Source organism: Kluyvera intermedia (assembly GCF_021440345.1).
GTDB lineage: Bacteria > Pseudomonadota > Gammaproteobacteria > Enterobacterales > Enterobacteriaceae > Kluyvera > Kluyvera intermedia_A.
Window position 1 is genome coordinate 1 of sequence record NZ_JAKCNS010000117.1, and the last position, 12,814, is coordinate 12,814.

At 50.7% G+C, this 12,814-nt stretch carries 17 protein-coding genes; 16 read left to right on the plus strand and 1 reads right to left on the minus strand.

Annotated features, from left to right (window positions below):
- Positions 1–354: 354 nt before the first annotated feature.
- A complete protein-coding gene (locus tag LZ634_RS21470) occupies positions 355–1,332 on the plus strand; it encodes a hypothetical protein (RefSeq protein ID WP_234508784.1) in 978 nt (325 codons plus the stop codon).
- 196 nt (positions 1,333–1,528) lie between these two features.
- Here the strand turns inward: LZ634_RS21470 and LZ634_RS21475 are convergent, their stop codons facing one another.
- Positions 1,529–2,473 carry a glycosyltransferase gene (locus tag LZ634_RS21475; RefSeq protein WP_047359030.1) on the minus strand — a complete coding sequence of 315 codons (945 nt, stop codon included), beginning with the start codon at positions 2,471–2,473 and terminating at the stop codon, positions 1,529–1,531.
- Positions 2,474–3,009: 536 nt separating this feature from the next.
- On the opposite strand from LZ634_RS21475, the gene LZ634_RS21480 reads away from it, so the two are divergent.
- The 15 genes from LZ634_RS21480 to LZ634_RS21550 all read left to right on the plus strand — a co-directional run bounded on the left by LZ634_RS21480 (position 3,010) and on the right by LZ634_RS21550 (position 11,843).
- Positions 3,010–4,191, plus strand: a complete 1,182-nt coding sequence (locus LZ634_RS21480) for a hypothetical protein (protein ID WP_052671753.1) — start codon at positions 3,010–3,012, stop codon at positions 4,189–4,191.
- 165 nt (positions 4,192–4,356) lie between these two features.
- Positions 4,357–5,028: an EcsC family protein gene (locus tag LZ634_RS21485; protein WP_045405089.1), complete on the plus strand. Its 672-nt coding sequence runs from the start codon at positions 4,357–4,359 to the stop codon at positions 5,026–5,028.
- Complete coding sequence (locus LZ634_RS21490; RefSeq protein WP_023312599.1) at positions 5,025–5,276, plus strand: DUF905 family protein; 252 nt, start codon at positions 5,025–5,027, stop codon at positions 5,274–5,276. The genes LZ634_RS21485 and LZ634_RS21490 overlap by 4 nt, the downstream gene beginning before the upstream one ends.
- A gap of 115 nt (positions 5,277–5,391) precedes the next feature.
- Positions 5,392–6,210: a DUF932 domain-containing protein gene (locus tag LZ634_RS21495; protein WP_045405091.1), complete on the plus strand. Its 819-nt coding sequence runs from the start codon at positions 5,392–5,394 to the stop codon at positions 6,208–6,210.
- The gene (locus tag LZ634_RS21500; RefSeq protein ID WP_045405093.1) at positions 6,210–6,434 is read left to right on the plus strand and encodes a hypothetical protein; all 225 of its coding nucleotides are present in this window, start codon (positions 6,210–6,212) and stop codon (positions 6,432–6,434) included. Before LZ634_RS21495 ends, LZ634_RS21500 begins: the two co-directional genes overlap by 1 nt.
- 124 nt (positions 6,435–6,558) lie before the next feature.
- Positions 6,559–7,038 carry an antirestriction protein gene (locus tag LZ634_RS21505; RefSeq protein ID WP_080461205.1) on the plus strand — a complete coding sequence of 160 codons (480 nt, stop codon included), beginning with the start codon at positions 6,559–6,561 and terminating at the stop codon, positions 7,036–7,038.
- A 10-nt stretch (positions 7,039–7,048) separates the two neighbouring features.
- A complete protein-coding gene (radC, locus tag LZ634_RS21510) occupies positions 7,049–7,528 on the plus strand; it encodes a RadC family protein (RefSeq protein ID WP_045405095.1) in 480 nt (159 codons plus the stop codon).
- Positions 7,529–7,539: 11 nt separating this feature from the next.
- The gene (locus LZ634_RS21515; protein WP_045405097.1) at positions 7,540–7,761 is read left to right on the plus strand and encodes a DUF987 domain-containing protein; all 222 of its coding nucleotides are present in this window, start codon (positions 7,540–7,542) and stop codon (positions 7,759–7,761) included.
- 9 nt (positions 7,762–7,770) lie between these two features.
- Positions 7,771–8,415 (plus strand): hypothetical protein, encoded by a 645-nt coding sequence (locus LZ634_RS21520; protein ID WP_045405098.1) that lies wholly within the window; start codon positions 7,771–7,773, stop codon positions 8,413–8,415.
- A gap of 50 nt (positions 8,416–8,465) precedes the next feature.
- Positions 8,466–8,825, plus strand: coding sequence for a type IV toxin-antitoxin system YeeU family antitoxin (locus LZ634_RS21525; RefSeq protein WP_045405099.1), 360 nt, complete (start codon positions 8,466–8,468; stop codon positions 8,823–8,825).
- 62 nt (positions 8,826–8,887) lie between these two features.
- Positions 8,888–9,265 carry a TA system toxin CbtA family protein gene (locus LZ634_RS21530; RefSeq protein ID WP_045405101.1) on the plus strand — a complete coding sequence of 126 codons (378 nt, stop codon included), beginning with the start codon at positions 8,888–8,890 and terminating at the stop codon, positions 9,263–9,265.
- A complete protein-coding gene (locus LZ634_RS21535) occupies positions 9,262–9,753 on the plus strand; it encodes a DUF5983 family protein (protein ID WP_045405103.1) in 492 nt (163 codons plus the stop codon). Before LZ634_RS21530 ends, LZ634_RS21535 begins: the two co-directional genes overlap by 4 nt.
- A 29-nt stretch (positions 9,754–9,782) precedes the next feature.
- The gene (locus LZ634_RS21540) at positions 9,783–9,986 is read left to right on the plus strand and encodes a DUF957 domain-containing protein (RefSeq protein ID WP_023312607.1); all 204 of its coding nucleotides are present in this window, start codon (positions 9,783–9,785) and stop codon (positions 9,984–9,986) included.
- A 70-nt stretch (positions 9,987–10,056) separates the two neighbouring features.
- The gene (locus LZ634_RS21545; RefSeq protein WP_045405106.1) at positions 10,057–10,902 is read left to right on the plus strand and encodes a DUF4942 domain-containing protein; all 846 of its coding nucleotides are present in this window, start codon (positions 10,057–10,059) and stop codon (positions 10,900–10,902) included.
- Between the two features lie 143 nt (positions 10,903–11,045).
- On the plus strand, positions 11,046–11,843 hold the full coding sequence (locus LZ634_RS21550; RefSeq protein ID WP_047359029.1) for a helix-turn-helix transcriptional regulator: 798 nt from the start codon (positions 11,046–11,048) through the stop codon (positions 11,841–11,843).
- The last annotated feature ends 971 nt before the right edge of the window (positions 11,844–12,814 follow it).

Genomic DNA, 12,814 nt, shown 5'->3' on the forward strand with positions numbered 1-12,814 from the left:
AAATATCACATCACTATTCTTTACCAGCTATAGCAATCATTAGTGATAACATTCAATGAATTAAAGTACATACACATCATGACTAAATGCAGGAGAGATTGCGATAACCTTGTTTCCAGATTCTGGCTAGCACGACAGGAACGATTATGTGATAACCATTATCAGATCTTTTTATCCGGGGTCAACAGACGTGAACGGAGAGAAAATACCCGATGCGGATATTCACTTTGTCAGAATACGTTATCAGGAACAAGGAATAGAATATATTGCAGTGCAGTCTGTCGACAACGTGATTCCAGGAAATTCGATAACTTCAACGCTGAAAGTGTTCTGAGTTCATCGTACTGGACACATATGGAAAATGCAATCAAACGGAATCTTTATTTGTTAGGATCAGTTTCGAATATGGGAGATATCGTTAATTATTATCATCTGTATATACGCAAGTCTCGACACCAACGAAATTATACCTCTCCACAGAAGGGATGTGATGGAAAAACAACGCTTGTTCCACTGTTTTGTCTGGATATCAGCCATTTATATCCGAACGCAAAGGGCGGAGCAAATACGGCTGAAAATCTGATTATAGCGCCTTCATTTATTAATCGCAGGAATAATGATGCTATCCCGTATCAGGGACAGGGGTTCGGGGGGATTCAGTCAACGGGGGAGTTGATCCCTTTTAACGGCAGTCTGTATGACAGTTTAACTGCGCGATTTGGTTCAGAGGAGGTGAATGCGGCATTAAGAGAAATTACACCTGCTAAACGTTTTTATGGCAATGTTCCCAGAGAGATTGAGTTTGGGGGTATTGAGCAACAGCTTCCCTTGTTCACTTTACTTCATGGGGAGTTGTGGCGTCTTGGGCATAACAAAATCTCAGAATGCCTGGGGGAGATCCGGCAGCTGTTCCCCGAATATCCCTTGTATCTGGAGTTACTGGCAATCGTTGGTTTTCATGCGGTGTTATCTGGCGATCCCGATCGCGTCATGGCGCTTTTATGCCGTGTTTTTAATAAATGCTTCGACGCCACCTCGTTGTTACGTGAGCCACACAAGCAGTGTATCGACCTGATGTATCGCTTACTGAGTAAGTATCTTCGTCGCTACTTCAGCGTTGAGGTAGACGACAGGGAAGCCGTGGTGGCGTTCTACAATGGTTTTTACTCACAGGAGATAATTGCGCCTGGTGATGCCGACGATGAAGTTGTGTGTTATCGCTATTGTACAGGCATCAAGAGTTCTGCCACCACCTTTTTCTATGTACCATCACAGAAGAAGGCACCTGTCGATTTATGGCTTCTTTTGGGGGAAGATCTTACTTTTGAATAAAGGATATTCCAGATATTTTTGCGGCTATATTACTTATCTGAAGAAGCAAGGAATCTTTCATCCAACAGTCTATAAGCCATTTTCTGCGCGACTTACCCGGTTCGTTACTGATGTAGCGTTCCGGGTTTTTTAGTTTTATGCGGCAGTTCCCAGCAGCAGCTATCTCGCGAGATTCACCGCTGCGTCATCTCTCTGGCTACAGATAAATCTTTCTCATGAATTTCAGCAGAAAAAAGACATCGCTCAGGCTGTTGACCCCGGCAATCAACTGATGCAACGCGATTCGCTGCCTGAACCGCATCCTGGCTGCCTGCCGGTTGGCAATCTTACGCCGGTACAGTCCGAGAAAATGGCGGCACTCAACCAGCGCATGCCTTCTCAGAGGGGTTCTGATTTCGTGGTGCTGTGGTAGAGATGAGAGCGCGAGAATGCCGCTAATAACGTCAATGTAGCTGTGCGCCCGGATATCGTAATAGTCCTGTCGGTGAGTAATGGATGCCGGATTCGTGATGTAGCAATAGTCTTTCCTGTCAGCGAAATAAAACAGACCGTTTGCAGCGGCCAGGTTAATCGTCCAGAGAATGTCCTTGTGGCTTTTTCCTTCCTGAAAGCGCAGATTATTCTTCCTGATGTAAGACGAGCGTACCATCTGCAGCCACAGGTAGTGCGGCCACTCTTTCTGCGCCACGCAATGTTGTATCCAGGCATGCCCGTTGAGCGCGTGACCGCAGGGCTGTTTGCGATGAACAGGTCGCCGCTGCAGGCAACTGCTGTCTGTGTGCCAGCCATTGAAAAGGGCAACATCGGCCTGGTTCTCCCGTGCGCTCTTCAGACGCTCCCGGAGAAACCCCTCTTCAATCCGGTCATCCGCATCCAGAAAGACCACCCACTCACCGCCGTGAACCGCCAGCGCGGTGTTACGTGCAGCATATACCCCCTGATTTTCCTGATGAACAAGAATCAGCCGCTCATCGGTGATGGCGTTAAGTATGGTCGACGTTTCGTCGGTAGAGCCGTCATCAACGACAATCACCTCAATGCTGAGTGTTTGTTCACTGAGGAGTACATGCACCAGATGGCCGATGCTGGCCTGCGCATTGAAGACCGGGATAATGACACTGACATCAATTTTAGGCTGCATATCGGGCTACGCTTTCCCTTCACTGTCATCTTTCTGACGCCTGACGGGGAGAATGCGTTTTTCCCTGATTTCCTGCTCAGTATCAAACAAGCACTCGTCGCAGTATTCCTTATCAAGCCCAAACAGGCGGCTGATGACGCCCCTTCTCTTGTTACATCTTGCACATCTTTTCATTCCGACACCTGTATCCCTTTGAGCCTGCCACTTTCAGTCCTGGTTAGGTAAATTCTTATAAAACAGACCATTAAAAATATTTCACCATCGTTCATGTGTTGTCTTTACAAAAAAATTAATTGATTATACAGATCAATTCTATTAAATCGATCGATAAAAACGATAATGATGTTGTCGATTACACGCACTTGGGCGTGGGTTTTTGGCGGGTCAATTCCACGGCCCGGAAAGGGGATCGACAACGAAGAGGACAGGATGAAGGTTTCCCGCTGGTTAGCGAGGTGATGAGCAGTTTCAGGAAGTAAAACCATTCAGAGAAACAAGCCCGTTTCTCGTTCAGTCATAAAAAAGGAGAAAATTGAATGAAAAAATACCGTCCACATCAGAAAACCATGCTGGCTGTTGTGCTCTGCATGGCAGCGTTTAATGCCTCTGCCGCATGGACTGTTAACGGTAGCTATTGCCAGACGTACAGTGATGACGGTGGAATCATTGTCCGGGTGAAGCCCGATAATATCGGCTTGATTGAAATGCAGGCCCAGTGTAATGGTCGTGGCTCATTTGATTTGACAGGCAGCAACTTTGGCGTCGGGGGTACCAGTTATCCATCCAGTGCGATGTGTAACGCTCAGACGCAGTACCACACCATCCAGTTCACGCCCACCACGAAAGATATTCGTTCAGTTATCAATACCATGACTGACAGTAAACAGGTGACCTTCAATACCTTTGGGACCTCTTTTACTGTCAATACCGCTGATTTTGCCAGCGCGTGTAGCTCGGTGATTAATCAGAAGGTGGCTGGATTCGATCCTCAGTCAGAATACAAACAGGGCATGGCAAAGATGGGTTACAAACAGGATGAAAACGGCCAATGGCATAAACAGTCAAAGCAGGCATTTTCACGCGAGGCTGACCCGGAAATAGCTGCCAGTTACAATCCAAAAGCGGGCGTTGCTGAAGGCTCTGGAAAAGGTGGGTTCCATGGTGAGGGAGCCAGTAAAAATCTTTATGACCCGGGTAGCCTGGCGCAAAAGGATGCAGAAGCGGCAAACGAAGCCCGCCGCCTCGCGGCACAAAATCGTGTGTCGAAAACTACCCCAAAAATAACAGAACCAGAGAAGCAGACAGCTCAGCAGCCTGCGGATCTCCCGGTGAATGCGTTCTGTACCCTGGATAACGGGAAAAATGTGGGGGTCTATGCCGCCGCAGGGAAGGATTATCGCTACACCTACACGGATAAGAACGATAAACCCGAGCTGGAGTTAACGGAAGGGCTGTTCGGTGTGAAAGCCTTCCACTACCACGCACCGCTGGGAATGGGGTCGGCCAGTTACATCCGCTTTAACAAAGGGGTATACGACTACATTCTGCTGAATAAAGACACCGGACATGAAGAGTTTCAGGGCATCCGGGTGTACAAAAACGGGGATCTGATTTCGGCTCATGAATGTAAAACCCGTCTGACGCTCGATACCCGCGAGCTTCCCCAGGACAGTCACGTTGACAACGAAAAAATGGGTGAACACTTCACCCTGAACTGACAGTAAAAATCATTAACCACAGGGATAACCCTTGCCAGCAGGCCACACCCTCTCAGGAGGGCGTGGCCTGTTGCTTTTATGTCCTCTGACAGCAAACCCCCCGCCAGGCTCATTACAGCAATGTCCCTGGCCTTTCTTTTATCCACTGTTTAAGCAGGAGAACGAATGGAAAATAACGATGATATTGACGTTGAGTATGACGATGAGATGCCAGCAGAAGAACACAACCCCCGCAGCATTCAGGCGATGATGGGCTGGCTCTATGACAAAGCCGTCAGTGGGATTGCCGGGATCGAGTCGGCTGAAACCCTGGCAGAACGCTATCTCACGGATGCGGAGGGGGATGTGACAAAGGCCGCTCATGCGATGATCCGCTGGGAGAGCGTTAAGGCGGGCAGTACCGGCTTTTTATCCGGAGTGGGCGGGGTGGTGGCGATGCCCGTCACGCTGCCCCTGAACATCACCAGCGTACTGTTTCTCCAGACCCGACTGGTGGCAGCCATCGCCTGCCTTGGTAAACGCAATCTGGCTGATGAACGTATCCGGGCACTTGCCGGGCTGTGTCTGTGTGGTAACGCTGCCAAAGCGCTGTTGCAGGAAGTGGCGTTACAGGCGATGGAGAACTGGACCCGGCCCTTCACACGGAGGATTGTGGAGAAAACCCTGGTGCTGATGGCTACCCGGACAGGCATACGCACCGGCGGTCAGTTTATTCGTCTGGTGCCCCTGGCCGGTGGTGTGGTCAGCGGGGCGGTGGATGTCACCACCACCCGCACAATTGGCCGCATTGCCTGCACCACGTTTCTGCCACCTTATCCGGGGCAACGGAAATCATGAGAAATCATCAGGTTCCCTCGTTGCCACAAGGGACGTTCACCCGCGCTCAGGCTGAAGCTATAGCCGCCGCATACATCAATATTTCTATAGAAGATGACCAGGGCATCCATTTTCGTCTGGTTATCCGCGATACCGACGACATGCTTATCTGGCGCGACTGGAACTTTGCCCCGGATGCCGGGGTGATGCTCAATCGCTATATCGTCAGTGATGGTATCCCTGTTCCTTCACTCTCTGACGACAACTAACCACAGTCAGCGTCCATCGTCGTTCTTTATCACAACCGCCACCCCCTGCATCAGGCCATGTTCTTCGGAGCATGGTCTTTTGCTTTTATGCCGTTAGCCACAAGGAGTTTTCATTATGCGATTAGCCAGCCGCTTTGGCCGAACCAACCAGATACGCCGTGATCGTCCACTAACCCACGACGAATTACACCAGCATGTTCCCAGCGTTTTTGGCGAAGACAAGCACGAATCCCGCTCGGAGCGCTACTGCTATATCCCGACTATCACTCTGCTGGAGAATCTTCATCGCGAAGGATTTGAGCCTTTCTTTGCCTGTCAGACTAAAGTGCGTGATCAGAGCAAGCGTGAGCATACGAAGCACATGCTCCGTCTGCGCCGTGCCGGGCAGATAAACGGTCAGCAGGTGCCGGAAATCATCATTCTTAATTCGCACGATGGCGCATCCAGCTTTCAGTTATTACCAGGGATCTTCAGAAGTGTTTGTACAAACTCGCTCGTCTGCGGTCAGTCGTTTGGCGAGATCCGCGTACCGCATCGCGGTGATGTCGTTGAAAAAGTGATTGAAGGCGCTTACGAAGTCCTCGGCGTGTTTGACCGGGTGGAGGAGAAACGCGAGGCCATGCAGTCACTGCTGGTGCCGCCACCCGCTCAGCAGGCGTTTGCGAAAGCAGCGCTGGCCTACCGTTTTGGCGAAGAGCATCAGCCCATCACCGAATCCCAGGTACTGACGCCACGTCGCTGGCAGGACGAAAAAAGTGATTTGTGGACGACTTTCAATACGCTTCAGGAAAATTTGAGTAAGGGAGGCTTAAATGGCCGCTCCGCACAGGGTAAACGCAGCCGTACACGCGCGGTTAACGGTATCGACGGCGATATCAAGCTGAACCGCGCGCTGTGGGTGATGGCCGAAGAATTACAACAGGCACTGAGCTGATGCAGCACGTTCCTGCGAATGCTTATCAGCAGTCTGGCCCGTCTCTCTGCAAAACCAGCCCGGCTGCCGTTCTGTATCCGACGATGACCTCTGCGCCTGGTGCAGGCATCTCTGCTACCGGCCTGGTGAACTTAGCCTTTGTCAGCAGGCTGATGCGAATGGTATCTGGCCCTCACGGTGCGATATCGATGGCTATGCACAATCCTGCCCACGGCAACTCCTGACCACATCACCTGCTGAACTTACCTGCCGGTAACACGGCACGCCTGTTACGCCAAAAATCACACGACTTACACGTTCCCGCTCAGCGGGAGTGCGCTTATGACCTCTACAAAAGGAACAACTGACATGACCGACATTATCAACCTTAACGATAACAACCTGTTACACCAGAAATCTGCCGATGAAGTCTCCGCACTGGCCGCCACGCTCGTACCGGACGAACAGCGTGTTGGCTTCTGGCCACTGCACTTCGGCAACATACCACAGTGGATAATCCTTGAACCGACAGCCTTCGCCTGGATGGACCGCTTCTGCGCCAGCTACAGTGGCGGCATCTGGCAGTTTTACACGCTGAGCAACGGCGGTGCTTTTATGGCCCCGGAAGCGAATGAGGATATCGATGAAAAATGGACGCTGTTCAATCCGATGAACGGCAACGGTGGTGAACTCAGCGCCGAAGCCGCCGGAATAGCCGTCTGTCTGATGACTTACAGCCACCACGCCATGCGCACCGAATGCGACACCATGACGGAGCACTATTACCGTCTGCGGGACTACGCGCTCAACCACGCAGAATGCAGCGCCATCATGCATATCATCGACTGAGGACCCCACAATGGAAACACAGTTACCGCTGTTTGCCGCCAAATTACCGGCATCCGCACAGCACACCATCCGTGAGGCTCTAACCCTGCTGGAGCGTCAGTTACGTGAACCCGGTGCGTCATTTACCTCCAGCCACGCCGTCCGGGACTGGTTACGCCTGCAGCTTGCCACGCAGGAGCGTGAAGAATTTATTGCGCTCTTCTTGGATAACCAGCACCGGCTGATTGCGCATGAAACCCTCTTCACCGGCACCATCAACCATACGCAGGTCCATCCACGGGAAGTAGTGAAGGCTGCACTGAAACATAACGCTGCTGCCATGCTCGTTGCACACAGCCACCCTTCAGGGCACGCAGAGCCCAGCGAGGCAGACAGACGGATCACAGAACGTCTTAAGCAGGCGCTGGATTTGGTGGACATCCGTCTTCTGGATCACCTGGTTGTTGGCGGGATGGAGATCGTCTCGCTAGCTGAACGCGGCTGGCTGTAAGGGGACCTGTGATGAAAATTATCAGCAAGCGTCAGGCCATGGCGATTTATCGTCAGCATCCGCAATCCCGGTTGTTTCGCTTCTGTACCGGCAAATACGCATGGTCCGGCAGTATCTGCCACTACGCAGGGCGGGAGGTACAGGATGTCAGCGGTGTGCTGGCGGTCTTCGCGGAGCGCCGTCATGACCGTCACGGTCCGTATGTCGTCCTGCGCAGTGTTACGCTGAACTGAGGAAAACAGATGAGCAGAATTATCTCCACCACAGTTTATACGCTGGATGAACTATCTGAATCCGCCTGGGAGAACGCCCGTAGCTGGTATCGTGAACATGCGCTGAATGATGACGGGTATCAGAACGTGTTTGACGAGTTCCGCGACATCTGCAACATCCTGGGCGTGGATATTAAGCTGTACCGAGTTCCTCACCTGTCAGGCGGCAATCGTCAGCAGCCCTGCATCTGGTTCAGCGGTTTTTGCCATCAGGGAAGCGGCGCTGTTTTTGAGGGAGATTATGCTTACCAGCCGCAGACGGTATGCCGGATCAGGGAACACTTTCCTGAAGACACTGACCTTCACCGGATAGCCGATTCACTGCAGGCTATCCAGTTGCACAACAGCGGCGAGCTTTGCGCCACGATCCGTCATCACGGCCAGCATATCCATGAATCCTGCATGGCAATCGCGGTCGAACGCCACAACCTGTCCGGGCTGGGGATGTCCGAAGGCAGTGAAGCGACTGCCACCGAAGCCCTTCGGGATCTGGCCCGCTGGCTATGCGGTTGGCTGGAAAGCGATTACGAATGGCAGACTTCTGATGTCGTAACAGACCAGTCCATCATCGCCGGTGAATATACCTTCACCAGATCCGGCCAGCGCTTCGGCTGACCTCATAATTTTTAAGCATTCCTTAATCCATTTTTTAGTGAGGCTTAACCATGCCAGACATCAACACCACCCAAAATGACAATATGGATGCACCGAGCTGGGGCCTGCATCGCGATATCACACCGTGTTTTGGCGCACGACTGGTGCAGGAAGGCAACTGCCTGCATTACCTGGCTGACCGCGCCAGCATCACCGGTCAATTCAGCGAGGCGGATTTGCGCCATCTGGATCAGGTTTTTCCGCTGATGCTCAAACAGCTTGAGTTGATGTTGGTATCCGGTGAGCTCAACCCACGCCACCAGCACTGCGTCACGTTGTATTACAATGGTCTCATCTGCGAAGCGGACACACTGGGCAGTTGTGGTTATATCTACCTCGCGATTTATCCGGGGGAACCGCCAGCAGCGTAATCACCAGACCTGCAACAGCATCCGGCACCACCTTCCTCGTTTCACCTCAGAAAGAGAACATCATGCAAACCCAATCTATACACCCTGTACGGGCGACGGCGTCACGCCCATCTCCTGTCGATATCTGGCAAACCCTGTTGACGTACCTCCTGGAGCAACATTACGGGCTCACACTTAACGACACCCCGTTTGGCAACGACAGGGTGATCCAGGAGCATATTGAGGCTGGTATCTCACTGTGCGATGGCGTCAATTTTATCGTCGAAAAGTACGAACTGGTCCGTATCGATCGTCACGGTTTCAGCACAGAAACACAGTCACCGCTTATTGGCAGCATCGATATCCTTCGTGCACGAAAAGCGACCGGGCTGATGACCCGCAACGATTACAAAGTGGTCACCGACATCACCACCGGCAAATACAGCGGGGGGACACGATGAAACTCTCCCTCACAGTGGAAGCTGATACTGTCAGCGTCCTGGCCCTCAACATGGGCCGGATCTCCGTGGATATCGATGGTATTGAACTGGCCGATCTGATCGATGTGGTCTGTGATAATGGCTATTCGCTTCGCATTGCAGACGAGCCCGGAAAACTGCTGATTGAAGATCCGCTTCCTGCCAGCGCCCGCTACCATGGCATTCAGTGCAGCACGGCGCATATCACCTGCGATGACAACGATCTACTGTATCGGCTCTCGCAACAACGGGAAGCTCACGAGGATGCGGAGTGGATTTGCTATACCGGATCAGGCTATCTCATCCGTCTGAATGCGTGGGCTTTTCCGGTTCTGCAACTGAAACGATGCGGACTGTCGAAAGCCGGTCGCCGGTTGATTATCACTCTGATGCGTCGCTACCCATTGAGCATCATTAACCTCGATGCCTTTGGTGAACTGCTACCAGGCTTTGATATCTTTGACTGGTAAATCTTCTCTTCATTATCACAGGCAACCCCATGTTGACACTCACTACCGAAGCGGCGCTGGATATTCTGATCGACTGGCTGCAGGACAATATCGACTGTGAATCCACGCTAATTTTCGATAACGACGAAGACAGAACCGATTCCGCCACGCTATTACCCTGCATCCAGCAGGCAAGGAACGATGTCCGGGATCTCTGCCATCTTCAGCTCCTGCACAACGTCAATAAACCGTAGCCTCTCATCAAACAGCATAAACGCCAGCCCTGACCCGGCTGGCGTTTTGCGTTTATATAAAGGAAAGCAAATGTCCGAACAATACACCCACACTGAATCCGATGTTCTGACAGGCCATACCGAGCTTATCAGCTCCACCAGCATTGAACGTATCGTTGTCGGGCGCAATGCCGCACTGGAACAAATCAAAGCGATTATCCATCAGCTCGCTGATATCTCTGCGCTAACCGAGAGTATTGGGGGTAAAACAGCCATTGACTGGGCAATGCGTCAGGAATTTCGCCGTGGTTGCTGGTTACTTGAGAAAGAACACACCGCCATGAAAGTGATCACCTGCAATCTCGACCGTAGCATCTGGCGCGATTTGATGAAGAAATCCGGCATGATTGCGCTAATGGATGCCGCCGCTCGCGACGAATGGAATCGTAATCTTGAGCAGGATGATATCCCCGCCATCAGCGAAGAGAACATTATCAGTACCTTTAAGCAACTGCACCACAGCAAAGACGATGTGTTTGAGCGTGGGATCATCAACGTATTTAAGAGCCTGAGCTGGGATTACAAGTCGAACTCACCGTGCCGGTTTGGCAAAAAGATTATCGTCGATGGACTGGTGAATTATGGCCGTTGGGGATTTAGATTACTTCACGGGAAACGACGGGCTCAGTTGGCGGATCTGGATCGCATGCTGAATCTGCTCGATGGTAAACCTGTTCCCGAAAACCGTCATGATCTTAGCATCAGATTAGATGATCACATAAGCAAGCAACACAGTAACGTATACGAAGATGAGTACGTGTCGATACGCTACTTCCAGAAGGGCTCAGGGCACATTACTTTCAAACGCCCTGATTTGGTTGAGAAGATGAATGACATTGTTGCCAGGCATTATCCGGGGATGCTGGCTGCTAAGTAAGTGTAAAAGGTCTTCTCTTTTGGGTGAGGGCTTTTTAAATCTTCCACACTTATGACAAGTTTCTATCTGAAAACACATATATGTGTTTTTACGCGTTTTTATGTTTTAGTGTCAGCCATCAACCTCATGAGAAGAGCGATGCCATGTTACAGAACAACATCAAACAGCTTCGTACCCAATTGTCGATCACTCAGCGCGAACTGGCGTTTATGGTCGGCACCAGCCAGCAGCAAATCCAGCGCATCGAAACCGGGAAGGTTGCAGCAAAGTTGGGCCTTGCTCAGGCAATATGCAATGCCCTGGATAAACCTCTAAACGTCGTGTTCCCGGAAAGCGATCGGTTGATAGACGACTTCCGTAAGAAGCGTCGTAAAACCGATGAAGATCTTGAGGTAATAGCTACAAGTGGCATTGAAATGGATAGCGGTCTCTGGACCGTAAAACTTTGGCTACAGGGGCTGCAGGATTATTTATTGTTGCCCATTTCTGCTGCTGATAAGCGGAGGTTTTATTATTATTTTCAGGAAACAGCTAGCCCGAATGTAGAGCGGTTCTTTGTCTTTGACTCGGACCAGTATCGTTATGCGTTAAATATGCGTGAAGTGGTATTTCACCAGTTCTTGTCTGATAGTCTACCGCCAATCGTTGCTAAAGAAGATGATGATTACGAAGACGATTATTTTAATGTCCATATCACCTTGGTGAACGGTGGCCCTGTGATTCCGCTGAGCGTTGAGCCTGATGTGCCGCAAAATGAAGAGGCGCATGATATCGGTCAGTTGAATGCGTTCTTTGACAAACTGGACTGTGAGCCTGAAACCACAGATCGTTATATGTTAACCGACGAAGATGGAGAAGATGCTTTTATCCGTATTGGTTCTATTGCCATGGTACGAGTCGTACTTGACGCGCTGGAGCCTGTGGAAGAAGATGAAGAGTAGTTTTTAGCTAGCTGTATTCACAGGGAATCTCGTTGAGTATACATGTGAGTATACATCGTGATTCATTGTTTTTATAAAGTTACTTATTTCAATTGGTTATGGATTAAATCGCGGTGCGGCCTTCGCACCATAAGAAATGCAATCAAGTCGCTTAAGGGCGGCTTTTTTTGTGCCTGAAATCCAGTATCCGCAAGGCTTTCCTCGCTTTTTCAGCCGACATAAGTCAACCTGATGAAATCTAAATCAAATTATTAATGTGAACACAGCTGCAGGTATATCGCGGTTCGATAATGTCTGGATCGTCACGGGGCTGACATACGCATCACTAGATCCGCACCAAGGTGATCTCCGCTTCCGGCCACACCTCATCCTCACGGTTTAACAGTTCACCTTCAAATCTGTAGCAGAAGTGATTACCCGACAAGTCGATATAGCGTTCCGATGTTATAGCGCAGCAACTTTATAGTCATCAGCTTGCGCAAGGGTTGTTGCGACAATCTCGGTGATATCAAGAAATGCTGTTCGAGGGTAGACGTAAATATCGACTCACGCTTTGTGGATGGTGAACTGGCAGAGAATATTGAGTCCGATCGTCGGGAGTGGATGCGGAACTCTATAATGTATAGCTGACGACGGGCTGGGGCAGCATTCTCCTTTTTGTGTTTAGCAGCCTGATGCTTTCCGGTTTGCATGGGGCCTCACACTATAACCGGCGGCAATTACCGATTAGGTGATGGTCTTCCTTTATATGATCGTGCCAGTGGAGGGGGATCTCGTCGTGGTCGGCCATTTTCAGTGTGCCCGTGATAATGCAGTGAGTAGTGCAGCAGCTTCAATAGCCGCACCGCCGTGTCAGAATCAGCGCCTGCTACTAACGAATCCGTAGATCGCGTTCTTTTTCCCTATATATAGAAGGGTGCAACACGCGGCCAACCACAATGTTATTCCATTTTTGTGGATAACTCTGTGTG

Excerpts from the sequence above, each read along its gene's own strand:
- LZ634_RS21530 (WP_045405101.1), top strand. The coding sequence starts at position 8,888 with ATGCAAACCCAATCTATACACCCTGTACGGGCGACGGCGTCACGCCCA.
- LZ634_RS21505 (WP_080461205.1), top strand. The coding sequence starts at position 6,559 with ATGACCGACATTATCAACCTTAACGATAACAACCTGTTACACCAGAAA.
- LZ634_RS21550 (WP_047359029.1), top strand. The coding sequence starts at position 11,046 with ATGTTACAGAACAACATCAAACAGCTTCGTACCCAATTGTCGATCACT.
- LZ634_RS21500 (WP_045405093.1), top strand. The coding sequence starts at position 6,210 with ATGCAGCACGTTCCTGCGAATGCTTATCAGCAGTCTGGCCCGTCTCTC.
- LZ634_RS21475 (WP_047359030.1), bottom strand. The coding sequence starts at position 2,473 with ATGCAGCCTAAAATTGATGTCAGTGTCATTATCCCGGTCTTCAATGCG.
- LZ634_RS21470 (WP_234508784.1), top strand. The coding sequence starts at position 355 with ATGGAAAATGCAATCAAACGGAATCTTTATTTGTTAGGATCAGTTTCG.
- LZ634_RS21545 (WP_045405106.1), top strand. The coding sequence starts at position 10,057 with ATGTCCGAACAATACACCCACACTGAATCCGATGTTCTGACAGGCCAT.
- LZ634_RS21480 (WP_052671753.1), top strand. The coding sequence starts at position 3,010 with ATGAAAAAATACCGTCCACATCAGAAAACCATGCTGGCTGTTGTGCTC.
- LZ634_RS21520 (WP_045405098.1), top strand. The coding sequence starts at position 7,771 with ATGAGCAGAATTATCTCCACCACAGTTTATACGCTGGATGAACTATCT.
- LZ634_RS21525 (WP_045405099.1), top strand. The coding sequence starts at position 8,466 with ATGCCAGACATCAACACCACCCAAAATGACAATATGGATGCACCGAGC.
- LZ634_RS21540 (WP_023312607.1), top strand. The coding sequence starts at position 9,783 with ATGTTGACACTCACTACCGAAGCGGCGCTGGATATTCTGATCGACTGG.
- LZ634_RS21495 (WP_045405091.1), top strand. The coding sequence starts at position 5,392 with ATGCGATTAGCCAGCCGCTTTGGCCGAACCAACCAGATACGCCGTGAT.
- LZ634_RS21485 (WP_045405089.1), top strand. The coding sequence starts at position 4,357 with ATGGAAAATAACGATGATATTGACGTTGAGTATGACGATGAGATGCCA.
- LZ634_RS21515 (WP_045405097.1), top strand. The coding sequence starts at position 7,540 with ATGAAAATTATCAGCAAGCGTCAGGCCATGGCGATTTATCGTCAGCAT.
- LZ634_RS21490 (WP_023312599.1), top strand. The coding sequence starts at position 5,025 with ATGAGAAATCATCAGGTTCCCTCGTTGCCACAAGGGACGTTCACCCGC.
- radC (WP_045405095.1), top strand. The coding sequence starts at position 7,049 with ATGGAAACACAGTTACCGCTGTTTGCCGCCAAATTACCGGCATCCGCA.
- LZ634_RS21535 (WP_045405103.1), top strand. The coding sequence starts at position 9,262 with ATGAAACTCTCCCTCACAGTGGAAGCTGATACTGTCAGCGTCCTGGCC.